The 25213-nt window shown below is 53.9% G+C and carries 18 protein-coding genes; 9 read left to right on the forward strand and 9 right to left on the reverse strand.

From position 1 onward, the window contains the following. Positions 1 to 102: 102 nt before the first annotated feature. Both SK3146_RS20135 and SK3146_RS20140 read left to right on the forward strand, forming a co-directional pair. A complete protein-coding gene (locus SK3146_RS20135; protein WP_249860499.1) occupies positions 103 to 1122 on the forward strand; it encodes an LLM class flavin-dependent oxidoreductase in 1020 nt (339 codons plus the stop codon). A 3-nt stretch (positions 1123 to 1125) separates the two neighbouring features. Then, the gene (locus tag SK3146_RS20140; protein WP_249860500.1) at positions 1126 to 1443 is read left to right on the forward strand and encodes a hypothetical protein; all 318 of its coding nucleotides are present in this window, start codon (positions 1126 to 1128) and stop codon (positions 1441 to 1443) included. Between the two features lie 214 nt (positions 1444 to 1657). Here SK3146_RS20140 and SK3146_RS20145 read toward each other — a convergent pair whose 3' ends face one another. Beyond that, positions 1658 to 3424, reverse strand: a complete 1767-nt coding sequence (locus SK3146_RS20145) for a sulfatase-like hydrolase/transferase (protein ID WP_249860501.1) — start codon at positions 3422 to 3424, stop codon at positions 1658 to 1660. A 211-nt stretch (positions 3425 to 3635) separates the two neighbouring features. Here SK3146_RS20145 and SK3146_RS20150 point away from each other — a divergent pair, with 211 nt between their 5' ends. The 3 genes from SK3146_RS20150 (at position 3636) to SK3146_RS20160 (ending at position 5923) form a co-directional block, all read left to right on the forward strand. Next, the gene (locus SK3146_RS20150; protein ID WP_249860502.1) at positions 3636 to 4223 is read left to right on the forward strand and encodes a TetR/AcrR family transcriptional regulator; all 588 of its coding nucleotides are present in this window, start codon (positions 3636 to 3638) and stop codon (positions 4221 to 4223) included. Between the two features lie 73 nt (positions 4224 to 4296). Continuing rightward, positions 4297 to 5274, forward strand: a complete 978-nt coding sequence (locus SK3146_RS20155) for an aldo/keto reductase (RefSeq protein WP_249860503.1) — start codon at positions 4297 to 4299, stop codon at positions 5272 to 5274. Positions 5275 to 5377: 103 nt separating this feature from the next. Beyond that, complete coding sequence (locus SK3146_RS20160) at positions 5378 to 5923, forward strand: glutathione peroxidase (RefSeq protein WP_249860504.1); 546 nt, start codon at positions 5378 to 5380, stop codon at positions 5921 to 5923. A gap of 750 nt (positions 5924 to 6673) precedes the next feature. On the opposite strand, the gene SK3146_RS20165 is transcribed toward SK3146_RS20160, so the two are convergent. Then, on the reverse strand, positions 6674 to 7804 hold the full coding sequence (locus SK3146_RS20165; protein ID WP_249860505.1) for an FtsW/RodA/SpoVE family cell cycle protein: 1131 nt from the start codon (positions 7802 to 7804) through the stop codon (positions 6674 to 6676). A gap of 278 nt (positions 7805 to 8082) precedes the next feature. Between SK3146_RS20165 and SK3146_RS20170 the strand changes: the two genes are divergently transcribed. Then, positions 8083 to 8271, forward strand: coding sequence for a hypothetical protein (locus SK3146_RS20170; RefSeq protein WP_249860506.1), 189 nt, complete (start codon positions 8083 to 8085; stop codon positions 8269 to 8271). On the opposite strand, the gene SK3146_RS20175 is transcribed toward SK3146_RS20170, so the two are convergent. The 7 genes from SK3146_RS20175 to SK3146_RS20205 all read right to left on the reverse strand — a co-directional run bounded on the left by SK3146_RS20175 (position 8251) and on the right by SK3146_RS20205 (position 21655). After that, the gene (locus SK3146_RS20175) at positions 8251 to 16128 is read right to left on the reverse strand and encodes an Ig-like domain-containing protein (RefSeq protein ID WP_249860507.1); all 7878 of its coding nucleotides are present in this window, start codon (positions 16126 to 16128) and stop codon (positions 8251 to 8253) included. The two genes, SK3146_RS20170 and SK3146_RS20175, sit on opposite strands and share 21 nt — an antisense overlap. Positions 16129 to 16644: 516 nt before the next feature. Further along, entirely contained in the window at positions 16645 to 18042 is a 1398-nt protein-coding gene (locus SK3146_RS20180) for a HAMP domain-containing sensor histidine kinase (protein ID WP_249860508.1), read from the reverse strand. Continuing rightward, positions 18039 to 18713, reverse strand: a complete 675-nt coding sequence (locus tag SK3146_RS20185; protein WP_249866378.1) for a response regulator transcription factor — start codon at positions 18711 to 18713, stop codon at positions 18039 to 18041. The genes SK3146_RS20180 and SK3146_RS20185 overlap by 4 nt, the downstream gene beginning before the upstream one ends. A gap of 362 nt (positions 18714 to 19075) precedes the next feature. Then, positions 19076 to 19630: a hypothetical protein gene (locus tag SK3146_RS20190; protein WP_249860509.1), complete on the reverse strand. Its 555-nt coding sequence runs from the start codon at positions 19628 to 19630 to the stop codon at positions 19076 to 19078. 467 nt (positions 19631 to 20097) lie between these two features. Continuing rightward, the gene (locus tag SK3146_RS20195; protein WP_249860510.1) at positions 20098 to 20271 is read right to left on the reverse strand and encodes a hypothetical protein; all 174 of its coding nucleotides are present in this window, start codon (positions 20269 to 20271) and stop codon (positions 20098 to 20100) included. A gap of 145 nt (positions 20272 to 20416) precedes the next feature. Further along, positions 20417 to 21196 carry a DODA-type extradiol aromatic ring-opening family dioxygenase gene (locus SK3146_RS20200; RefSeq protein WP_349655157.1) on the reverse strand — a complete coding sequence of 260 codons (780 nt, stop codon included), beginning with the start codon at positions 21194 to 21196 and terminating at the stop codon, positions 20417 to 20419. Between the two features lie 45 nt (positions 21197 to 21241). Beyond that, the gene (locus tag SK3146_RS20205) at positions 21242 to 21655 is read right to left on the reverse strand and encodes a DoxX family protein (protein ID WP_249860511.1); all 414 of its coding nucleotides are present in this window, start codon (positions 21653 to 21655) and stop codon (positions 21242 to 21244) included. A gap of 266 nt (positions 21656 to 21921) precedes the next feature. On the opposite strand from SK3146_RS20205, the gene SK3146_RS20210 reads away from it, so the two are divergent. The 3 genes from SK3146_RS20210 to SK3146_RS20220 all read left to right on the forward strand — a co-directional run bounded on the left by SK3146_RS20210 (position 21922) and on the right by SK3146_RS20220 (position 25144). Then, complete coding sequence (locus SK3146_RS20210) at positions 21922 to 23268, forward strand: extracellular solute-binding protein (RefSeq protein ID WP_434006904.1); 1347 nt, start codon at positions 21922 to 21924, stop codon at positions 23266 to 23268. An 82-nt stretch (positions 23269 to 23350) separates the two neighbouring features. Next, complete coding sequence (locus SK3146_RS20215) at positions 23351 to 24241, forward strand: carbohydrate ABC transporter permease (protein ID WP_249860513.1); 891 nt, start codon at positions 23351 to 23353, stop codon at positions 24239 to 24241. Between the two features lie 21 nt (positions 24242 to 24262). After that, a complete protein-coding gene (locus SK3146_RS20220; protein WP_249860514.1) occupies positions 24263 to 25144 on the forward strand; it encodes a carbohydrate ABC transporter permease in 882 nt (293 codons plus the stop codon). The last annotated feature ends 69 nt before the right edge of the window (positions 25145 to 25213 follow it).

Here is a 25213-nt window from a genome sequence, read left to right on the forward strand (position 1 = left end):
GAAATTTCGGGTCCCGCGCCTGCGGTTCCGGCTATTTGCGGATAGCTTGGAAGCGGGCTGCCGGGAGCTGTGCGTACATAGACGAATGAGGAGGGATACCCCGTGCGGTTAAGTGTACTGGACCAATCTCCGATTGCGGAGGGCAGTACCGCGTCGGAAGCGCTGGCGCAAACGGCCAGGCTGGCTCAAGAGACGGAGAAGCTCGGCTACCACCGGTTCTGGGTTTCGGAGCATCACTTTACGATCAGTCTGGCGGGCTCCAGCCCGGAGGTGCTGATCAGCCATTTGGCAGCTAAGACGAAGAAGATCCGTATCGGCTCGGGCGGCGTTATGCTGCCCCATTACAGCGCCTATAAAGTGGCGGAAAATTTCCGCCTGCTTGAAGCATTGTATCCGGGCCGCATCGATCTGGGGATCGGGAGAGCGCCGGGAGGCATGCCGCTGGCTACGATGGCGCTGCAGGAAGGCAAGACGGGAACGCTCGACAAGTATCCGGAACAGCTCGAAGATCTGATCGCGTATCTTCACGATACGCTGGGGGATTCGCACCGCTTCGCGGGCTTGCGGGCAACCCCTGTAATGGATTCGGCTCCGCAGCTTTGGCTGCTCGGCTCGAGCGGGGAGAGCGCCAGGCTTGCGGCCCGTACCGGAGCCGGTTTCGCCTTTGCCCAGTTCATTAACGGATACGGCGGCGCGGATGAAATGCGCGGCTATCAGAGGCAGTTTCAGCCGTCTGTGTTGGGCGAGCGGCCGAGTTCGCTGCTTGCCGTCTTCGTTATCTGCGGGGAGACGGAGGAAGAGGCGAACGACTTGGCTTCGAGCCTTGATCTGACGCTGCTGCTGCTAGAGAAGGGGCGCAGCTCCCAGCAAGGGACGCCCTCGATAGACAAGGCGAAGCGTTATCCTTATACGCCGTTTGATCTGAGCCGGATTGAAGATAACCGCAAACGAATGATTGTCGGCACGCCGGAACAGGTCAAGGAGCGTATGCTTCGCTTGGCGGAACGTTACGGCACGGGCGAAATGATGGTGGTCACGATCACCCATGATTTTGAAGCGAGGCTTAAGTCGTACCGTCTTCTTGCGGACGCCTTTCAGCTTCCGGCAAGGGAGCTGGAGTAAGCGATGACGATGCTTCGCAGAGAAGAGCCGCTTACGTCCGCCGGCCAAGAAGCGCTTGCCGAGCAATTGAAGCTGACGATAAGGCAGTGCGCAGCCAATGCGGATTTGCCGTTCTGGGGGGAAGTGTTTGCAGTGCTTCACCAAATGAAGAAAGTACCTGTGGACCGCATGCCGCTGTACCGGATTCACCCGATCGGAGAAGTGGCCTACGATGCAAGCAAACGGCGCTTTATCGTCCGCATTCCCGATGTCGATATTACTATGAAAGACGCGGAACTGGCCGATGCGATTGTGAAGCAAGGGTTGTTTCATCCGCAATAGAACGAGTTAGAGCCAAAGCGGCAGGCAGAGGGGGACCTCTGCCTTTTTTGTTTGAAGGGGAGAACCGGATTGCAGGGAAACTTCGATGAATCGGTCTGTGAAGAGGGGCGGCCGCAGCGGCGGTCAACGGATTCCAATCGGCCGCACTCCCAAGGGTAACGGTTGCCGTGGCGCTTAGGTGGCTCCGAGCCGTTACCTAACGGCCCTGCATGATTTATTGCGGAGCATTCGGCGGCTGCGGAACGCCGCAGTCCGGCGCGCCGGGAACGCTGCCGCTGCTGGGGATAAGCCGCTTCGCGGCGCATTGTTCCTTCAGCAGCCGGTCGAGGACGCTTTGGATGCGCCTGGTTTCGGCGGTGGCGTAGACCGGGCAGGCCAGATTGCGCTGCTCCCAAGGATCGTCGGACAGATCGTACAGCTCGAATTCATCGGGCGCCGGGGTTTCTCTTGTAACCGTAACGCAGACGGAGTTTGCCGTATGCGCTGTGATTGCGACGGGGTCGCTCCAAAATTGCGGGTTATCGAAATAGCGGGTATACTTCCACACTTTTACAGCGTTCTCGCTAGGAAGCTCCGCTATGACTGTCTCCACATGGTTCGGCTGAACGACGGAGCTGTAGGGGACGCCGAAAAGCGAAACTTGATGCGGCCCGCGGGTTACGTCGTCGTCCGTCATGAAATAAACCGGCTCGCCGGCCCGGTCCGGTCGGCCTTGACCGAGCAGCAGCGGCGCGAGATTGCGCCCGACGAGTGGACGCACCTCGTTATGGGTGCGTCGCAGCCGCTCCTGGATGGCCGGAATGTCGGCGCAAGCCAGACCGAGCAAGGTCGGCAGCAGGTCTACGTGGCTTGTAAGCATGTCGGCGGAGGATCGGCCGGCATACAATACCGGATTGTGGACGATGAACGGGACGTGAATGCTTTCCTCGTAGGCTTGATACCATTTCTGAAACAAGCCGCCATGGGCGCCCAGCAGGTCTCCGTGATCCGAGGTGAAGACGACCAGCGTATCTTCATAGAACGATGACCGCTGCAGCTCCCGAAACACCCTCAGCATCTGCTGATCGGCCTTCTTTTGCAGGGAATAGTACAGGCGGCGGTAATGAAGCGTATCCCGGGTCGGCTGGAATGCATGAGGGAACACTTCGCGGTAGCTTCGCTGCGCGGAGGGCTTCGTATCGAGCGATTCCCCCGAGGTCGGCGCCGGAGGGACATCCGGGACGGAAGGGTCGGCATCGAATCGGAAGGCCGGGACATGCTTCGAAATTTCTCCGTACAGCGCAATGTCATGCGGATTTACGTAAGAAGAAACGATGAGCCACGGCGTATAGGATGACCCCAATGGCAGCGATTGCCGCTCCGCTTCTAGACTCGCCAGCAGCTCGATGGTTTCCTCGGCATAGACGGGATCTCTGCCGCTGACGCCATAGGCGGCCGAACCGCCTGTGGAACGCGGGCTCCGGTGGAACGGCTCGGGCCCGACCCAGTCGTGGAAGCCGTAGTCCCGGAGCCGGTCCGCTCCAAGATACTGGCGCACCTTCTGCAGGTCCGGGACGCCGGTGCGCTCGTCATAGCTAAGAAGCGGCGCCTTCGTACCTGGAATGAGCAGGTCGGCCTGGGACACATGCCACTTTCCCTTCAAGTATGTGCGGTAGCCGAGCTCGCGGAAATAGTCACCCATCGTCGGCACGGTGTTCGGATCGAGCCAGAACATATCGGCGTCGAAATCCCCTTTGGCTGCGCCCGGCGTCTGACTCACCCCGTGAAGAGAGGGATACTGGCCGGTGAAGAGCGTCGCCCGGCTCGGAGAGCAGGCGGCGCTGCCGATATAGTGCCGCTTCAGCTCCAGCCCCTTTTCGCGCAATTGCTCCTGCAGTACAAGATGGCTGCTGCGCCATGCGCGCAGCGCTTCGTTCTCGTAACTGACGGGAAATCGCTCCTCGTCCACGAGGAAAAGAAGAATATTGGGCTTCTTTTTCAACAAGACCGCCTCCACTCCTTTGGTGACCCTAAGAATACTGGGAACGACCCGCTGCCGGGCCGGTTTTCCGATACTCTACTATATGCGAGAACGCCCGAAGTAGGCGGGAAGAAGCCGAATCTATCCGGCAAAGCCGTGGGCGGCGAATAATTCTGTACTTTTCGTTCCAAAATAATATAATAGATGTTACAATGCGAGAGAGGGGGACGTTATGGCGCGACCCAGAGATTTTGACCGGCAGCAGGCCCTGGAGCGGGCTATGCATATATTTTGGTCCAAGGGGTATGAAGGAGCGACGATGCCCGATCTGCTGGAAGGGATGGGGGTCAGCCGGTCGAGCCTGTACAACGCGTACGGGGACAAGCTGGCGCTATTCCATGAAGCGGTCGCTCATTACCGGCAGACGATAGGGGAGTCCAAACGTCAACCGCTGCTCCGGAGCGATTCGGCCAAGCAGTGTATTCGGAGCTACTTGCAGCTGCTGGTCGATACGGCGCTTAGCGGCGACGGAACGCATCCCGGAGGCTGCTTGTTCACCAACCTGGCAACCTCTTTGGAAACGGCGGATGAGTCGGTTCGGCAGACGGTTCTGCATAGTCTGAACCAGTTGGAACAGCAGTTGTACGATGTTTTGGAACGGGGACGTCAGTCGGGTGAGATCGCCGCGGATAAGGATATTCGCAGCATAGCGCGAATGCTGCTCGGGCTCGCCCAAGGGATCAATGTCGTATCCAGGGCGAGCAAAGACAGGGAGCAGCTGGAGGGGATGGTCCGGGCCGCTATGACGGCGCTGGAGTAATCCGACATCCTCGCGGCGAAGCGCGGCAGAGAAGCCCGAAGCATGTTAACCGGATAAAAGGAGGCTTATGCTCATGCAATTTCGGCGATTAGGAAACAGCGGATTGAAAGTATCCGCGCTGGGACTCGGTACGAATGCGTTCGGCAAGCGGGCGGATCGGGACACTTCCGAGCAAATCATTCGCTATGCGATCGATCAAGGAATTAATTTCATCGATACGGCCAATATTTATGCCCAGACGGAGTCGGAGCGGATCATCGGCTCGGCTCTGGAAGGCAGACGCCATGACGTCGTTCTCGCCACCAAGGCGGGGCTGGTTCGCGGTGCGGGGCCTAACGAAAGCGGGGCGTCGCGCTATCACCTCCAGAAGGAGCTGGAGGACAGCCTGCGCAGACTGAAGACGGATTATGTGGATTTGTACCAGATTCATACATTCGATCCGGATACGCCTCTGGAGGAGACGCTGCGGGCGCTCGACGATATGGTCCGCTCCGGCAAAGTGCGGTATATCGGGGCTTCCAATTACGCGGCCTGGGAATTGATGAAGGCGCTAGGAATCAGCGACCGGCTCGGTCTGAACCGCTTCGTATCGACGCAGACCAGTTATTCGCTGGCCGACCGGACTCCCGAGCAGGAGCTGGCGCCGCTTTGCCTGGACCAAGGCGTCGGCATCATCCCTTATTTCCCGCTGGCCGGGGGGATATTGACCGGCAAGTATGCCTCCGAAGGAGAGGCTCCTGAAGGCTCGCGTGCCGTTACCGATCCGAACTTCCGTAAATTTCTAAGCGAAGAAAGAATTGCGTTAGGCAGGGAAGCCGTCAAGCTGGCAGAAGAGGCCGGCTGCACGCCGGGAGCGCTGGCTCTGTCCTGGCTGATGCGGCAGCCTGCCGTGTCGACCGTTATTGTAGGGGCGACACGCGTGGAGCAAGTGAAGGAAAACTTGCGGAGCCTGTCCATTCAGCTTGATCCGGAGCGTCTGCAGACGCTGGAGGAGATCAGCCGGCCGTTCCGCTACGGCGAACCGTTCGCCGTGTACCGCCTGCCTCGCTGACAAATGCCAAGTCGAGCTTGACGCGGCGCCAGCGGCGCAGCGGCGGGAGAAGCGCGCTGAGCTGCTGCGCCGAATCCAACACCATACAACGGAGGAATGAACCATGTCCATCTATGATATTCAGGCAACGACCATTCAAGGCAAGGATGTCAATCTGGGGCAGTATGAGGGCCAAGTGCTGCTTATCGTCAATACGGCAAGCAAATGCGGATTCACTCCGCAATATACGGATCTGCAGAAGCTGCATGAAAGGTATGGCGAGCGGGGGCTGCAAATCCTCGGTTTCCCTTGCAATCAGTTCGGCGAGCAGGAGCCCGGCAGTCATGAAGAGGTACATACTTTCTGCCAGATGAACTACGGCGTACAGTTCCAGTTGTTTGAGAAAATCGATGTGCGGGGCCGCGACGCCCATCCGCTGTTTCGCTACTTGACGGAGCGGGCGCCGTTCAAAGGGTTCGACCTGAGCAATGCCAGCGGCCGGCTTCTTCACGCCTTCCTGCAGGAGAAGCAGCCGGAACTGTTGATCGGAGACGAGATCAAATGGAATTTCACCAAGTTCCTCGTTGACCGCAGCGGCCGGATCGTCGGCCGGTATGAGCCGGCTGTGGAGCCGATGGATATGGAGCCGGCGATTGAAGCGCTGCTGTAAAAGATCTTATAGCGTACTCATAGCATAAACCTATAGTATAACCATACGAAGACTGCCATTCGCGCGCACGAGCGCTTGAGGGCAGTCTCTTGTTTACTGAGGCGAAGAATGCGGCAGACCGCCGCAGTATATTGTGCCTAATCGGTCCTATCTTCGCGATTTCCGTCTTGAAGGTGACGCGGATGACCGAGCGGACCAGCGCCTCGCCCCAATGGTCCTTGGCTTCTTTTCACATCTCGGAAATGGAAAGCGTCGTTCCTCTCTCATTCATTTGACGGTGAAGCTCCTGCAGGGTGGTTTTGACGGTAACGTTTCGCTCGTTAGCCGTATCGATCAGCTTGGACAAGTGCTCGGGCAGGCTCTGCTTGAATAAAGGACAAGAACTGACAAACGTGAAGAAAAAAATGAAAAAATTGTTGCACGTGGAGCAATATTTGTCGTTTCAGCAAAGATGCTACGACAATTTGTTTGATTATCGGATCGCGCTGTCGCTGGCCAGAGCGGCATAAGGATATATTTTTACGCAGGCACGAAGTTAGCGATTCAGGAGAACCTGTTTATCAAAATGAATCCATCGCTCATGGCTCAAATGCATTACGGTTCTTTCGTATACGCAGTTAAAGCCTATCTGCACGGGAAGCTTACGCTTTCGGACGAAGAAATCAAACGTCTTATCGAAGCCACATGGAATAGTGTCAGTGTCCGCGAGTAAAGCAAATATTACCCTCATCGATCTTCTGCCGTTCTGTCTTACGGCCGCTGATGAATGCGCGAGCTGAGAATCAGCCCGATGGAGAACATGTTAATGGCCACTGAACTTCCCCCGTAGCTGATGAACGGAAGCGTAATCCCGGTCAGCGGCATGATGCCCATCAGCATCCCCATATTTTCGAAGATTTGAAACAGCAGCATGGCCGATACGCCGGCCGCGATAAAGGCGGCGGCATAGCTCTCCTGCAGCTTGAATAAAAGCAGCTTGCTGATTAAAACCAAGTAAAGCGCGATGAGCAGGGAGCTGCCGATAAAGCCGAATTCCTCGCCGATCACGGCGAAGATCGAGTCGGAATAGGCGAACGGAATGCTGCCGTTGTTTTTGGAATCGCCGAGCAAGTAGCCCTCGCCTTTCAATTGGCCCGAGCCGATGGCGGTAATCGTATTTTCCACATGATATCGGGCGTCCCGCGAAGCGCTCTCCGGCACGAGAAACGTATCGATCCGCTCGGACCAGTGTCCGAGTTTTTTGCTAAGCAAGTACTCCTCTATCGGCTCATGATAATGAATATAACTGTAGACGAAAGCCGTTAACGAAAGCGCAATGGCCAGAATGAGCGCAACGGAATGCTTGTATTTCAGATTGCCGACCCACAGCAGGTTAAGGAAGATGACGATATAGATGATTGCATTGCCCAGATCGGGCTGGATCAGCACCAGCGCGAAAGGCAGCAGCGTAAGCAATGTCAGCGGCCCGACGTCCTTGATCAGCCGCAGATGATCGTATTCGCGGTTTTCGAGATATTTGACCAGCGCCAAAATGAGAAAAATTTTCATCAGCTCGGCAGGCTGAAAGGTGAAGCCGAAGGGCAGAGAGAACCAGCCTTTGGCTCCGTGAATCTCGTCGCCCAGCTTATAGACGAGCAGCAGCAGCAGAGCGCCGATGCCATACAGATAATACGCTATTTTGACGAAAATCCGATAATCGGTGGCGGCGGTGAGCAGCAGAATTGCGAATCCGATCGCATAGTTAATGATGTTTTTCATTGGCAAGCTTTCGTACTGCGGATCATAGACCGTGGCGCTCTTGATGAGCAAGGTGCTGATAAGCATAAACAGGAGCAGGATGATGACGACGGGATAATCTATTTTTTTAAGATGGCGAATCATAGGGCTGCAAAATTCTCCTTTACTGCAATGCGGTACTCTAGCTTCGCTATTACCCTACTAGCAGATTCTAGCAAACTTCTTATAGTGTACCATACCCGGCGGCCGTTAGATACTTGGATTAGACGGTCGGGACGGGACAGCGTTTTCGATAAATATCGCATATCCTACACCTTCGGCAATCAATAGGATCGCTCGAACGGGGGCGCGGAAGGAGCCGACGAAGCGCAAAAGTTCTGGTATATCGGATTGGGATTACGGTGCTGGGAAGGAGAGCGAAGATGATGGATAGCGCATCGGCAATCGCCCATGCCGGACACAAGCGCGCGTCCAAGCTAAGCAAATACTCGGAACGCATCGTGCTCATGACGGTGTTTCCGGTCATTATGACGCTGCATAAAACAAAACCGCCCCTTCTTGAATTCCGAAGGGGCGGCTTCTTCCTTTTGCTAGTCTATAAATCGAATTAAACGTTCTGCTTCTGTAGTTTTCTCATACTCATGCTGGCGGGAAGCTTCTTCGATGTTCTCCCATGCCCAGTAGTTCTTAGGAACATCCGGCCAGCTCGGTTGAAGAACTCCCTTCAGAGGTCCCCGAGAAAGCAGCCGATTGACGATGGTTACGAATTCGGCTCTTGTTAACGGTTGATCCGGACGATAGGAACCGTCCAAATATCCGTCTAACAGGTTACTCTTTTTCGCCGTGCTGATGTATGCTTTGGCCCAGCTTTGTTCCGTATCGTTGAATCCCGTTTCTTGCAGCAAGGCAAGATGCTTGTACCGAACGACTACCGCAGCCATTTCTGCGCGGGTAATCGGGCCTTCCGGAAGAAACACATTCCCGGGATAGCCCTGCATAATGCCTTCCTTCGTGGCCGCCGCTATATAGTTCTTGGCCCAGTGCGATTCCGGTATATCTGCATAGGCGCTCTTGGCTTCCGGCGCATCAATGGTATCGTACAAGATGCGGGTAAATACGGTCGCCACTTCTGCGCGGCTTACATTGCGTTCCGGTTTAAACATTCCATCCGGATAACCGGTCACGTAATAAAAATGTGTTCCTGTCTCCGTTGGAGTCTCTTCCGGTGTCTCTGGAGCCGTTGGAGCAGGTCCCGCCGAGGTGCCGGGACTGGAGCTATCGTCACTGCTATCGGATGACGAGTCGTCGCTAACGACATTAGGTGTCATTGAAAAATTATACAATACAATCGATTTGCCTACATGAATGATCCCGTTCGCGATATAGCTGTCCTCTCCTGGGTCAGCCGCCTGATTTCTGCCTTCCACCCGGCTGTCATAGGCTGCATAGCCTTCTTTGGCAGCCTTGATATAGTAATCGGCATCTTGGAAGACCATCCATGCGTATTGACCGGTGTTTGTCGTGGACTGCGGGTTTTTGTTCATGTTCGGCATAAAGCCCGGCAGCTCCGGCAACGGCACCAATTCCCCCGGTGTTCTGCCATTGCTAACGTTCAGTGCCGTATTCGCCCAGTAAAGCTCCGTATGGACATCGCTTACGGGCTGATTGGTCGTCTTATCGGTTACGGTTCCGTAAGGGTCGATCAACGTCGTCGCGATCGCAAGCTCGCCGTTTTGCTTGACAGTTATTTGCAATCGGGCACCCGCCAGCTTTTCTCCCGTAGGTGCAGTGACTTGGAATATGATGTTGTACGTTCCCGGTTCGATATTATCTACTTTATAGCTTCCGTTAGAATGAATCGTGATGGTTTTATCTAACGGCCTGCCATCCTGATCCAAGACCAGGCCGGATAAATGCTCGCCTTGAGTAAACACCCGGTTCACTTCTTGCGGGTCTCCGTTATTGGAGTCTGCGACAAATACGCTTCCCGTAATTTGGCGATTAGCCTGAACCGTTTCACCTTTACCTGTTAATGTGCCCACCTTGCTGGTTTGTTCGGATTCCACAGTTACGGTTTTATTTCCTACTTTCACCGGGGCGGCGATATGGATTGTATATTCCCAATCCCCGCGCGGAACGACGATATTGTACTTGCCGTCTGCTCCTGTTACTACTTGGGCGTCGTAGTCAATTACCCCGTCGCCATCGAAATCCTCGGCAATATGAACGACTGCATGAGCCACAGGGAGCCCGCCGTTCGTTACTATCCCTTCCACGGATGCAGGCAGGAACGTGATGGCAATCTCTTTTTCAGCAAAAATCCCGTGTTCTTCATCCCGGACCATAACGCTGGCTTTTTCCACACGAGGCAAAACACCTTCAATAACCGGAGCGGTCAGTATGGATTTGGCTAAGCCGTTTGCATCGGTATTCTTGTTAGCATCGCTGATGCTGCCGGCTGAGATGAAAAATTGGATAGGTACATTTTGAACCGGCTGACCGCTTTTATTGAAGAGCGTAGCCTGCAGTTCGCTAGTCGAAACTCCGTCTCCGACAATTTGGTCAGGAACAGCCGTTAAGCCGAGTGCGCCGTTTTCGGGCAGTATTAGATCGACTTTAACATGTTCCGCCCGCTGGATAGCGGCTTGTGATTTTACAAATTGCTTGGTCAGTCTGGGAGCTACTACGTTGTAGGTCCCCGCTTCCAATTCGGTGAATGTATACTGTCCGGAGGCATCTGTCACAGCAGAAGCGATGACTCGGGTACCGGTGCCGTCGAGAAGCTCTACCCCCAGGTTCGCTACTCTACCTCCCGTAGCGCTGTAGATGGTTCCAAAAATTCCGGAATCCGTATAATGAACTCCTGTTGTTACGGTAACCGTATTGGATGTAATCATCCATTTCCCGTTCTGGAATGCATCGACTTTAAAAGTGTACGTCGTTCCTGATGACAAGCCGTCTGCCAGGTATACTGTATCGGTGACCGTGGCTAACTTGGCATTATCCTTGTACAAAATGTAATAAGTGGCTCCCGTGACCGTATTCCAATTTAAGTTTACGGCCGTTTGTGTGGCGTCGCCGGCTGTTAAGGCTAGCGACCAGCTAGGGAGTGTCGTCACCTGAACGGTGTTGCTTGGAACCGATTCTCCGCCTGCATTGGAGGCGCTCACTGTGAACTCATAAGTCGTATCGGGAGTTAGCCCGGTTACTTCAAATACATGGCTAGCCACATTTGTCTTATACACTTGATCGTCTTTATAGATGGTGTAATACGTTGCGCCGCTGACGGAGTCCCAACTCAAATCGGTTGTTGTTTGAGTGGTGTTGGAACTAGCCAGATGGATCGGCGCAGCAGGTTTATCGGGCAGTGTATTCACTGTAAAGCTGACTTGCGCTGCATCGGCGGTATTGCCGAGTGTGTCAGTTGCGGTGGCGTCAACGGTATGAACGCCCTCCGCCAAAGCATTTGTAGTCGTGAACGACCATTTGCCCTCGCCGTTGGCGATCACGGAGTCGGATGCCGTAACGCCGTCGATCTTGACCACGATGGTAGCGCCAGGTTCGGCAGCACCGGAGATCACCGGTTTGGACTCTTTCGTAGTGCTGCCATTAGCGGGAGCCGCGATAGCAACAAAGGTGCTTGAATCAATGGTAAAGCTAACTTGCGCTGCATCGGCAGTATTGCCCAATGTGTCGGTTGCGGTGGCATCAACGGTATGAACGCCCTCTGTCAAAGCATTTGTAGTCGTGAAAGACCACTTGCCATCGTTACCCGCGATCACGGAATCAGATACCATAACGCCATCGATCTTCACGACGATGGTATCGCCAGGTTCGGCAGTACCGGAGATGGACGGTTTGGACTCTTTCGTAGTGCTGCCATTAGCGGGAGCCGCGATAGCAACAAAGGTGCTTGAATCGATGGTAAAGCTAACTTGCGCAGCATCGGCGGTATTGCCCAATGTGTCGGTTGCGGTGGCATCAACTGTATGAACGCCCTCTGTCAAAGCGCTGGCAGGCGTGAAAGACCATTTGCCCTCGCCGTTGGCGATCACGGAATCGGATACCGTAACGCCGTCGATCTTCACGACGATGGTATCGCCAGCTTCGGCTGTACCGGAGATAACCGGTTTCGTTTCTTTTGTCTTGCTGCCATTAGCCGGAGCCGCGATAGCAACAAAGGTGCTTGAATCAATGGTAAAGCTAACTTGCGCTGCATCGGCTGTATTGCCTAATGTGTCTGTTACCGTAGCGTCAACGGTATGAACGCCTTCTGTCAAAGCGCTAGTAGGCGTGAAAGACCATTTGCCGTCGTTACCGGCGATTACGGTATCGGATACCACAACGCCGTCGATCTTCAGTACGACAGTGTCACCGGCTTCGGCAGTACCGGAGATGACCGGTTTGGTTTCTGTTGTCTTGCTGCCATTAGCGGGAGCAGCGATAGTAACAAAGGTGCTCGTATCCACGGTAAAGCTGATTTGCACTGCATCGGCGATATTGCCCAATGCGTCGGTTGCCGTAGCGTCAACGGTATGAACGCCCTCTGTCAAAGTGCTAGTAGTCGTGAAAGACCATTTGCCGTCGTTACCTGCGATCATGGAATCAGATACCATAACGCCGTCGATCTTCACAACGATGGTATCGCCAGCTTCGGCGGTACCGGAGATGAGCGGTTTTGATTCTTTTGTTGTGCTGCCATTAGCGGGAGCCGCGATAGCAACAAAGGTGCTAGAATCAATGGTAAAGCTGACTTGCTCCGCATTGGCAGTATTGCCCAATGCGTCGGTTGCCGTGGCATCAACTGTATGAACGCCCTCCACCAAAGCATTTGTAGGTGTGAAAGCCCATTTGCCGTCGGTGTCGGCGATTACGGAGTCGGATACCATAACGCCATCGATCTTGACCACGATGGTGTCACCGGCTTCGGCAGTACCGGAGATAACCGGTTTCGTTTCTTTTGTCTTGCTGCCATTAGCCGGAGCCGCGATGGCAACAAAAGTGCTTGAATCAATGGTAAAGCTAACTTGCGCTGCATCGGCAATATTTCCTAATGCGTCTGTTGCCGTGGCATTAATGGTATGAACGCCCTCTGTCAACGCATCTGTAGTCGTGAACGACCATTTGCCGTCGTTACCTGCGATCACGGAGTCGGATACCACAACGCCGTCGATCTTCAGTACGACAGTGTCACCGGCTTCGGCAGTACCGGAGATAACCGGTTTCGTTTCTTTTGTCATGCTGCCATCCGCCGGAGCCGCGATGGCAACAGAGGTGCTCGTATCCACGGTAAAGCTAACTTGCACTGCATCGGCTGTATTGCCTAGTGTATCGGTTGCCGTGGCATCAACGATATGAACGCCCTCTGTCAACGCATCTGTAGTCGTGAAAGACCATTTGCCGTCGTTACCGGCGATCACGGAGTCGGATACCATAACGCCATCGATCTTCACGACGATGGTGTCACCAGGTTCGGCAGTACCGGAGATAACCGGTTTCGTTTCTTTTGTCTTGCTGCCATTAGCCGGAGCCGCGATAGCAACAAAGGTGCTCGTATCCACGGTAAAGCTAACTTGCACTGCATCGGCTGTATTGCCTAGTGTATCGGTTGCCGTGGCATCAACGATATGAACGCCCTCCGTCAACCCATCTATAGTCGTGAACGACCATTTGCCGTCGTTACCGGCGATCACGGAGTCGGATACCATAACGCCGTCGATCTTCACGACGATGGTATCGCCAGCTTCGGCGGTACCGGAGATGACCGGTATGGACTCTTTCGTAGTGCTGCCATTAGCGGGAGCCGCGATGGCAACAAAGGTACTTGAATCAATGGTAAAGCTAATTTGTTCCGCATTGGCGATATTGCCCAATGTGTCGGTTGCCGCGGCGTCAACGGTATGAGCGCCCTCCGTCAAAGCGCTGGCAGGCGTGAAGGACCATTTGCCGTCGTTACCGGCGATCACGGAGTCGGATACCATAACGCCGTCGATCTTCAGTACGATCGTGTCGCCAGCTTCGGCAGTACCGGAGATAACTGGTTTCGTTTCTTTTGTCTTGCTGCCATTAGCCGGAGCCGCGATGGCAACAAAGGTGCTTGTATCCACGGTAAAGCTGACTTGCACTGCATCGGCAGTATTGCCAGCAGCATCGGCAGCCGTGGCGTCAACCGTGTGGACGCCCTCCGTCAACGCATCTGTAGTCGTGAACGACCATTTGCCGTCGTTACCGGCGATCACGGAATCGGATACCATAATGCCATCGATCTTCACCACTATAGTATCGCCCGGTTCGGCAGTACCGGAGATGACCGGCTTGGATTCTTTTGTCGAGCTTCCATTGACTGGAGACGTGATACTCACATGAGTCGCCGTATCGATCGCTACTGGAAAAGCCGCGGAAGGGTCACTTGTATTCCCTGATCTATCTGTTGCCGTAGCCGTAAGAGAGAACGATCCGTCTGGCAAAGCTGTGGAGGTGTAGTCCAAGCTCCATGAGCCGCTTTCGTTTGCCGTTACTGTTCCAATAAACTGGCCATCTTTATAAACCGATACGGTACTATTGGCTTCAGCCGTACCCTTAATTTCCAGTGTATTATCGTTAGTCAGGCCGTCGCTCCCGCTGTTCCCTGTGTCGTTAGTGATCCCTGTAATCACAGGCGGTGCCGGCGGCGTCGTATCCATCGCGTATCCGACGAGCTCGAAAGCGGTATTCCCGTCGGCAGCTGCCAACTTTGTCTGGGAGGCGCTGCCGGATACGAGGGAATAACCCGTTAGACCGGCTCCTCCAGTCACTTGAACCGTTACGGACCCTTGAGTTACCGGAGTACTGTAATCTCCATTGATGTCTGTTGTGATCGTCTGGACAATATCGGCGGAATCGGTAACCGTCAGCGTGACATTGGCTAGCCCGCTCTCGCCAGTATCTTTAACTCCATTGCCGTTAATATCGTTATAAATATTTCCCGATATGGTGGTATTGGTAATGACAACATCGGCCGTTGCCGTTGGCCCCGGGAAATAGGTCCAGGTATCCATAGCGATATTATTGCCATCTGGAAAAGCATGCGCCCCGTTCGTACTATTGACGCCTTTACTTGCATCTGTGCCGTTGATATCGTTTAAAAAAGTTCCGTTAGAGGTTGTATAATTGCTGTCGTTGTAGTAGATTGTGCTGCTAGTAATCCCGCTGGGAAAATGGCCCGGAGGGTTTTCCATATTGATTTTAATTCCATTAGTCGCGACCTCGACGTCCAGCAGCGGGAAGTGGTATTCCCCGCCCTTAATAATTAATTTCGCCGGGTAAGTACCTACCGGGAGATTAGCCGTACCGCTCCGGTTTTTGCCGTTCCAATTCACTTTATTAAGACCTTGGCTTAAGACATTTTCCAGGACGACGTCCTTGGTCGGGTCGAATTCTTTATCTCCATCGGTGTCTATAATAAGCTGGTACGTTCCGGACTTATCCGAAACGAATTCGAACGTACCGCCGTCCCCGGGTTTAGCCATATTGCTCGTTTCTTGCTTGTTTTTAAACTGAAAGCCGGAAATGGTTGGCAGATCGACAGGAGATGTAGGGACATCTGCCGGCAAATCCGTACTGGGCTTGTTAAAAAAGATCCGGTGGGTCTTATCCGTTTCCGTATCCGCTTCTCCGGGGTTCTGAACCGTAACACCGCTATCAGTAAGCTTGCTAAAGCTGATTGAACGGTATAGGGTGGTATTCCCATCAATATACCCGCGATTATTCGAAAAGAAAATGAAGCCCCACGGGTCGATCCCGTTCATATCCGTTAAATAGAGATATCCGTCCTTAGTCAGAACATACAGGTTGGAGTTTAAGTTGATACCATTGCTCCCCATGTTTAGAGGAAGATAGTAACTGAATGTACGGCCATTTTTGATATTTCCTGACGCATCTTTAACGGTAATATCCCAGGCGCCGACGGTCTTCGACTGAATCGTCTTATTGGCGGTGGTTGTGCTGCTATAAAATCCGTTTTGATTTCCGAGGAGCTTTTTCGGGTTGCCTGTACCACCGCCCGGCGAGTGGAACTCTACCTTATACCAGCCGGTTTGGTCCGCGTGAACAGTCAGCGGGTTATATCCTGCGGTATTCGAACTAGCGACATAAGGGCCGGCGGTTTCTTTGGCCACGGTGTTGATCAGGCCTTGATCGGCTGTTGTAACATCTAGATTTATGACGGCCCCGCTTGGCGTAGTGACGACGATATCTCTACCATCGCTTGAAACCGGGACACTCGAGCCCAAATTTAGAGTCTCCCCGCTGATTGCGTATGTATATAGCGTCGCTTTCCTTTCTATCCCGGAAGTGAAGTTTCCAACATCCCATTCAAGATAAGGTCGATACCCTCCATTCTGCACAAGCTCCCGGCTTCCCTCCGCATGAACCTGGTCGTTTCTGAGGATAAAAGTCAAGCCGGCGGTAAGAAAAATAACCGACAACATGACTCGGAAAATCCATCTTTGCATTAAATTAACCAATTGCTGCTCCCCTCTTTACTTCAAAGTTTGTAAGCCAAGACCGGAATAGTCCATAAGTACTATTATAGTGAGATCGGGACTTGTAAAGCAATCGGTGTTTTTGTGAAAAATGACACGATAACATCATTTCAAAACCTGAGATCCCTCTAATTTCCGGGAAAATTTTCCTTGTTTGTGACTTTTCATGAATGAAATATTCATTTGGATGATATTGGGTAATTTGTACTAGAGTATGTTCTTCATAACCCTGGCTTGCATACACCAACGGCATGCCAGTCTCTTGCTTTGCGAGGGCGGCTTGCGGGATTATAACGGATGGCGTTAACTTTCGAGGAGAAACGAAAAAGAGCAAAATGAAACGGCCCTGCCGGTAGGCGGGCCGTCTCTCCGAAATGTTGTGCAGCCGATAACGCTACGACGATACGCTGGGCGAAGCAGCATCCTGTTTGTAACAAGAAGCCGCCGCGGTTTGTGGCGGGCTCACGCTTTGTCCTGCTGCGGCTTGAGCGGCAGGGTCACGATGAAGCAGGTGCCTTCGCCCAGCCGGCTCTGCACGCGGATCGAGCCGTGATGCCGCTCGACGATGTTCTTCACGATCGACAGGCCAAGACCGCTGCCGCCGGCTGCGCGGCTGCGTGATTTGTCCGCCTTGTAGAAGCGCTCGAAGACATGCTCCTGCTCCTCCTCGGAAATGCCGATTCCGGTGTCCGATATCCGGATGACGGCATTCGGCCCTTCCTGCCCGGCCTGTACGCCGATCGTGCCTCCGGCCGGCGTAAACTTGATGCTGTTGCCAAGCAGGTTCACCCATACCTGACTCATCATATCTTCGTCGGCGACAATCGTGATTTCATCCAGGGAGACGTCCATCTCGATGCCTTTGTCCAGCCATTGCGGCTCGCAGGCCAGCACCAGGCGGCGCAGCTGTTTGTCCAGCCGGAACGGCTTCGGATCGAACGGGTGATGCCGCGATTCCAGCGAGGTCAGCTTGAGCAGATTGTCGCTGAGCTTGGACAGCCGCCGGCTCTCGGTTTCGATAATATCGAGATAATGGCGGCGTTCCTCGGCACTCAAATTGTCGTTGTGAAGCGCGCGGGCGAAGCCGCCGATGGACGTGAGCGGAGATTGAATTTCATGCGAAACGTTGGAAATAAATTCCTGACGCATTTGCTCCATCTGATTTAGTTCGAGCGTCATATGATTCAAGCTCTCCGCGAGCTCGCCCCATGGACCGTGGCGGTCTTTCGTAATATCGAAGGTGACGCTGAAGTCGCCTTTGCCGATTCGGCGAATCAGCGCGATCATCCGCCGGAACATGTGCATCTGTTTTTTACGCATGGGCGTCGTGCATAGCAGGAGCAGGAAGAAAATGAGCAGATGGACGACGACGGTAACGAGTTGCTTGCCGTAATCGTGAAACAGACTGTCGGTCTCCTGCTGGATGAACAGCGCATACTGACGGCCGCCGACGGTAACGGCCTGGCCCGTTGTGGTCAGGCCCGGGCCGAGCAGATGCGGATGCTCGAACTTTTTCACGTCGGCGCCGCTGCGAACCTGTTCGACATCCTCCGAATCGATGCCGGCGGCGAACGCTTCGGCGGCTTCTCCCCCGAACACGAGCCGTCGGCCCGAGCCGTCGATGAGCACGAGCCGTTCATGCTTGAGCAGGGCGAGCTGCTTCATCAGCAGCTCCGTGCTCGCTTCGTTCGCCCCTTGCAGGGCCGCGATCGTCCTCCCGCCTTCCAGCATATCGTTCCACCGCGCTTCGGTATCTTTTACATTGTAGGCGTACGTCGTAATGAGAAAAGCGAGAGTCCAGACGAAGATGGAAAACGCCAAGAAGCCGGCGATGCCCGATATGATCCGCAGCAGCTTCATGTAACGATCTCCAGGCGATAGCCGAGCCCGCGGATTGTGTTGATCCGGAAGGCGCACTGCTCCTCGGGAAATCGTTCGCGCAGCCGGTTAATATGAACGTCGACCGTACGTTCGTTTCCCTCGAAATCATAGCCCCAGATTTGCTCGATCAATTGCTCGCGGGAGAAGGTTTTGCCCGGGTAGCTGGCCAATTTGAACAGCAGCTCAAACTCTTTTAAAGGCAGCGTCAAGCTTTCCCCGGCAACGGTCAGCTCATACGTTTTGCGGTTCATCGACAGCTCCCCGATCTGGATCGTCTGCGAGACGGCGATGCGGTACCGCTTCATCAGCGCTTTTACGCGAGCGACCAGCTCCGGCGGGTCGAACGGCTTGACGAGGTAATCGTCGGCGCCGAGCTCGAAGCCTTTGACCTTTTGCGAAGTTTCCCCTTTGGCCGTCAGCATGAGCAGGGGAAGCTCGTAATGCTCCCTGAGCTCGCGGCACAGCTCCCAGCCGTCCATATTAGGCATCATAATATCGAGAATGACCATATCTACAGTGAGCGACTCCAGCTTAACCAGCGCGTCCTGGCCGTCGGAAGCTTCATACACGTCAAAGCCTTCGTTGCCTAAAAATACGCGCACCAGCTCCCGAATATGCGGATCGTCATCTACGATCATAATTTTCGTCATCGATAATAACAGCCGCCTTTCTGCAATATCCTCCAACGGTTCATACGGAATAAAAAACGGGATATGAAACAGCATACACCAGTTCCGCCTGCGTTACGAGCTTACGCCCGGAAATATACGGGTAGCGGCATACGGCGGCAGTTCCGTCCATAAACTTGGCAAGATCGTCCCGGCCTTCGATTTCACGGCAGACATCGATAGCATCTCTCCTTTAATACCCTAATATGAAAGAAGTATACGATACTTTTATAAACTGAATGTAAACGGGGCTGAACGCTGTGCCCATCGTCGGCTGGACCGCCGTCCGCGTACGCAAAAAGACCGGTTCGAGAGAACCGGCCTGCCGCTGATCGGCGAAGGAGTTATACGAAGGCATGAATAAGAAACAGAACGGCAAAGGCCAATCCCAGTCGCAAATGCCATTGGCGGTCCAAACGCCGGTATCGGAACAGCCCGGACAGGGGGACGGGAAGCAGCGCAAGCAGAGCCAGCAGCCCGCTGATACTATGGAAATCGGGCTTGAATCCGTACATGAACGCCCCGACGACATGAAGCAGGATCAGGGAAAGGGATAGAATGGCGACAGGAGTATGCCACTTCCTTGCCAGCCTGGACAAGGCTGCGATGAATGTTTTCACCCTCGCCCAGCGCGTCAGCCATCGCCTTTTCATAATAGCAACGAGAACGTAATGAGACAAAACCGCAAATAACGCGATGCGCGCCAAGGAACCGAATGCTTTAAATTCCTCTTTAAAGCTCCTGGCATGAACCATATCCGGGGAGGTGTGAAGCAAGTTCCATAGCCCCATCACCGCAATGACGGCCGCTGTGGCGGTTGCCGCGTAGAACGGGATTCTGTCCTGGGAGGGGATGAAGGACGGGCGCCGTTTGACTGCCGAAGTATTAGAGTGTTCCATCGGAATGCTCCTCTTGTTATAAGTTAACTCCTAGTATAGCCGGTATTTATAAAGCGCCGATTAAACGAAGCTGAGCATTTGCTGAAAATTCGGCATAAAAAAGCTGCCCCCGATGCTGAAGCCCGGAAAGACAGCTTGCGATGCCGTCACCGGCTGCTCGGATGCGGCGTCAACGGAATGCATACGGTTTATGGCCGCAGGCCCATAGGAGATGACAGCGGTTGTTGTGGAGCATAGCATCTGGGATACGGGAGAATTTGCCGGATTTGGCTGAGCGGATAATGCTTGGTGGCGAATTGGGTATGGTACAAATATTCAAATGATAAACCCCTTGGTTCCAAGACATAAGCGGACCCCCTCCATGGGATAGCGTATGAGGAGGAGGGGAGGGCGGTACCTTGGCATACGAAAAAACGAGTCTGTCGCCCGTGCTCACCGCGCCAGATGCGTCAGAATAAATAAATCGATTAATCCGAAACGGTCGGAGCTTGTTTGATTTCGATCAAAATCGTCTCGCGCCCTCTCCGTTCCATCTCGAGGACGGTTTGTATCAATTTGATCGCCGCCTGCCATTTTTCTTGCTCTACCGCCGATTGAATGATTTCTTTCAGATCATGTTTGGTCGTGAGATTATATTGCATCCGCAAGCCCCTTTCCAATGGATGGCTCTTCGCCATACTACATATGATTTCCACAAAATGTAAGCTTCAATCTTCCCCGGCGGTTGCGGGATGAAACGGAGGCCATAGAAAAATAAGACGGCCTCTTGAAGGCCGTCTTGACGGGTTAATATTCGATGATCAAATGGCTCAGCGAGCCGTACTGATAGCTTTGGTGGAGCAGCTTCGCCTTCTTGTTGGAAGCCCCGGCCCCCATAGCGAGAAAGACCGGGAGGAAGTGCTCGTAATCGGGCGTCGCTGTGCGGGCATGGGGCGCCTGCTTCAAGAAATCGAACAGCGCTTCGGTATCCCATGCTTCGATATGGCGGATGAGCCAGTCGTCGAACTCCTTGGCCCAAGCATCGGCCTGATCGGGCTTGCCGAAGTCCATGGCCCGGAAATTGTGCACGGTCGCGCCGCTGCCGATGATCACAACGTTGCGACGTTCGCATAGCTCCGCCAGCGCTTCGCCGATACGGTACTGCTGATCCGGCGGGAGCAGCGGGTTCACCGACAGCGCGATAACCGGAATGTCGGCTTCCGGGTACATATGGCGCAGCAGCACCCAGACGCCGTGATCGAGCCCGCGGCTCGCATTGCGCTCGGCGGCGATGCCCGATGCGGCGAACAAGGAGTGAATGTCATCGGCGATTTCGCGCGAGCCGCGGGCCGGATATTGAACCTGAAACAGCTCATCGGGAAATCCGCCGAAATCGTGGATCGTTTCATAGACCCCGTCCGTGTAAGTAACGGCTTGCCCGCGGCTGACCCAGTGGGCCGAGAATACGATGACCGCCTCCGGCTTGCCGAGCCGCTCGCCAAGACTGCGCAGCTCTCTGGTGTACGGCAAGTCCTGCAAAGCCAGCATCGGCGAGCCATGACCGATAAATAGTGAAGTTCCCATCATTAACGCCTCCTTAGTATAGGGGGGAATTATCCGATATTTGCTGCATTACGCCTGCGCGCCGCTCGAAGAGCCTCCGACCAGCCGGTCCAGTCCCCAGCCTTTCTTCGGTTCCACGGTGAGAAACAAAGCGATCAGCATATAGGCCAGTTCCAGCTCGAAGCCCGCCGATTTGCCGTCGCCGAGCAGCCCCATAGGCAGCTTGACGCTGATGATGGCTCCGGCCATCAAAATAATGTAAGCCAATGAAATGTAGCGGGTAGCCAATCCGACGATCAGCAGCACGCCTCCGAGAAGCTCCAGGATGGCGACGGCATAACCGAGACTGCCCGGCAGCCCGATGCTGTTAAACCAGCCTGCGACGTTGCTGAGGCCCATCTGCAGCTTGGCGATGCCGTGAAACATGAACATGGCTCCGAACAGGATGAGTACGATCGTATGAATGATACTGCCGATAGACATAATATCCTCTCCTTGTAGCGTAATTACAGCTTTAATCAAGCAAGCTTTAATTAAGTAAGTAGATTACTTTTGATAAAAAAGTACCATGATTTCCTTAGCCAGTCAAGAAGAAATATTTATCATACAAATATTTAATTTATATTTATAAACTAGGCCGCTATAAAAAACAAACCTAATGTCTTAAGTTTCTTCATTGTTGAATGAGCTGCGCGAATGCCATAATAAGCATGTAACGGGGACACCCGAAGGAAAGGGGAAGCAATATGATGAAAAAGCTGCAAATAGTCAATCTGGCTTTAACCGGAACGCTCGTGTTCGGTCTTGCCGCTTGCGGAAGCGGAGGCGGAGGAGCCGCCGGACCTGCGAGCCAGGGAGCAAGCTCCGGCGAAGCGTCCAAGGATAAGGAGAAGCAGGGCCCGATCACGATTACGTTCCAGAACATTTATCCGGACCCGACGACCCCGACAAACAAAATATTGAAGAAAATTGTAGGCGATTACATGACCGCCAATCCGAATGTTAAGATCGAGCTCGACTCCTTGAACACCGACCAGCAAAAGATGAAGCTGAAGACGCAGGCCGCTTCCAAAGAAGTGCCAGACATTACCATCGTCAACCCGAGCGCGCAGATGAAGCCTTTCGTCGATGCCGGGCTGCTGGCGCCGCTCAATGACATGCTGGAGCAAAACGGATTGAAGGATACGTTCCAGAAGGGTATCCTCGATTATTACACGTTCGATAACAATGTCTACGCACTGCCGGACGGCAACAATATCGCGGTGGTGTATTACAACAAAGAGCTGTTCGCACAGGCCGGCGTCGAGGTACCGAAAACATTCGAGGAACTGGTCGATATCTCCAAGAAGCTGAAGGCCAAAGGCATTACGCCTATCGCGATTCCCGAGAAAGATACGTGGACCGGTTCGTTCCTGTTCATGAATATGGTGCTTCGCACGAACGGCGGGCCGAATTTCTTGAAGGACGTTCTGGATAAAAAGAAAACGTTCACCGACCCCGCATTCGAGCTGGCGGTTTCGAAGCTGGAGGATCTGGTGCAGGCCGGAGCGTTCCAGGAGGGCGCAACTTCCTTCGACTATACGGCCGGCGAGAATCTGTTCAAGAGCGGCAAGACCGCGATGTACTTCATGGGAACGTGGGCGACGGGAGGGATCGACGATTCCTCGGTAAAAGATAAGGTGGGCGTGTTCAAATTTCCTACCGTGGACGGCAAGGGCAATCCCGATCAATACATGCTCGCTCCGGGCAGCGGATTTGCGGTATCCGCCAACAGCAAGCATTTGAAAGAAACGAAAGAATTTCTGAACTACTTCATGACCAATTTCCCTAAAGTTTCGTTCGAGATGAAAAATGCCGTAGGCGTAGCCCAGAAGGTGGACGGCGACTTCAAAGCGGCAGGATATTCCCAATTGGCGATAGACGTGCTGGAGCTGTTTAAAAACGTGCAGGGCGGCGATTTGGCTTTCGACAACACGATGAATCCGGGAATGGCGCAAGCCCACCTGACCAGCATTCAGAACCTGTTCGTCCAGCAAAAAGATCCGAAGGAGGTTGCCAAGGAGCATCAGGCCGCCTTCGAGACGAACAATAAATAAGCGAATGGGGGGCGAAGGGAACCGGGAACCTGGACGGTTCCCTTCTGTTTTCCGAAATGGACTTGATTAGGAGGTGTTGCGGGTGAATGTGTTAAAGGTTCCCCGGCGGACGATCGCGTTGTTCGTGCTGCCGTGCCTGCTGCTTTATATAACACTCGTGTTTATTCCCATTATCGTATCGTTTTACAGCGCTATGCTCGATTGGAACGGAATCGGCACGTCGACCTTCGTCGGATTGGACAACTTTAAGCAAATATTTATGAACGACCCTGTGTTCTGGCCGTCGGTAGGCAGGACGCTGCTGTTCGCCTTGTTCTCGATGGCGGAAATTCCGGTTGCGCTATTTATCGCCATTTTAATCAGCCGCTTTGTGCGCAAACCGAATTTTCTCGTCTCCAGCTATTTTCTGCCGGTCATCTTGTCCGTCGTCGTCATCGGCCAGCTGTGGAAGACGATCTATAACCCGGCATCGCTCGGGGGGATGCTCAATCAGCTGCTTACGGCGGCGGGACTGGAGCATTGGACCCGGTCCTGGCTGACCGATCCGAAGGTTGCGATCTTCGCCCTGTTCTTCGTCGCGCTGTGGCAGTACCTCGGCTATCACGTATTGATTCAGTTCACCGGCGTACAGAACATTCCCGCCGATATTTATGAAGCCGCCCGCATTGACGGAGCGGAAGGATTGACGGCCGACCGCTACATTACGCTGCCGATGGTGCTTCCTATCTTCAAAATATCGATCGTGCTGTCGGTCATCGGCTCGCTGCAAGCCTTCGATATGATTATGGTGATGACGGGAGGCGGGCCGGCTCATGCGACCGATGTTATCTCGACCCATATGTACAATATGTCGTTCCTGTCCATGAAATACGGATACGGCAGCGCGCTCGCGTCCTTCCTCGTCGTGGAATGTCTGATCGTCACGATGCTGCTCAACGCCCTGTTCCGCTGGCTGGAAAATAAATATGCTTAATATCGAAAGGAGGGGAGCGCGATGCGCCAAATTCCGAATGCGGTATCCGCGCCGCGTACCGTACCGGTGCGCCGAGGCCGCTTTTCCTTGGGCAAGGGACTCGTGTGGCTGCTGTTATCCGTCCTGTTCGTGACCCAGATTTACCCGTTGCTCTGGCTGCTCCTGTATTCGCTTAAGACGAATGAGGAAATTTTGAGCGGCAGCTTCTTTTCCCTGCCCCGGACGCTGATGTGGGGCAATTATAAGGATGCTTACGTCTCGGGCTCGTACCTTAGATACTTGTTCAACAGCTTCTTCGTCACCTCCGTGACGATGCTGGTCGTCATCGTCTTGTGCTCGATGGTCGCTTATGCGATTACACGCTTCCGGTTCCGGCTCGGCCCCGCGGTTATGACGGTATTTCTTGTCGGCATTATGATTCCGCTGCAGGCGACCCTGCTGCCGAATATGATTATTTTCAAGCATCTCGGCATTTTAAATACGTACCTGGCGCTGATTTTGCCCTACATTACGTTCTCCACCCCGATTGCCGTTTTTATACTATCGGGCTTTATGAGGTCGATTCCGGTCGAGATCGAGGAGTCGGCTATTATGGACGGTGCCGGCGTGACCCGGATGTTTCGCAGTATCATTATGCCTATTTCCACGCCGCCGATCATGACCGTATGCATCTTGACGTTCATCTCCGTATGGAATGAATACATTATGGCCGCCACGTTCATTTCATCGCAGAGCCTTAAGACGCTGCCGTTCGGCGTCTACAGCTTCGTCAGCCAATATTCGGTCAATTACGGAGCCATCGGGGCGTTTCTGGTCATGGGCGCCGCGCCGGTCATCGTCATTTATTTCATTTTGTCCGAAAAAATTTCCAAAGGGATGGTCGCCGGGGCTGTCAAAGGCTGAGTCTTGGGCAGGCGGTTCGTCCTCTTCAGGCTTAGGGCCAAGCCCGCCCAAAGCGCGCGCTGCGGCGCT

It is taken from the genome of Paenibacillus konkukensis (assembly GCF_023523925.1).
In the GTDB taxonomy this organism is placed as follows: Bacteria; Bacillota; Bacilli; order Paenibacillales; family NBRC-103111; genus Paenibacillus_S; species Paenibacillus_S doosanensis.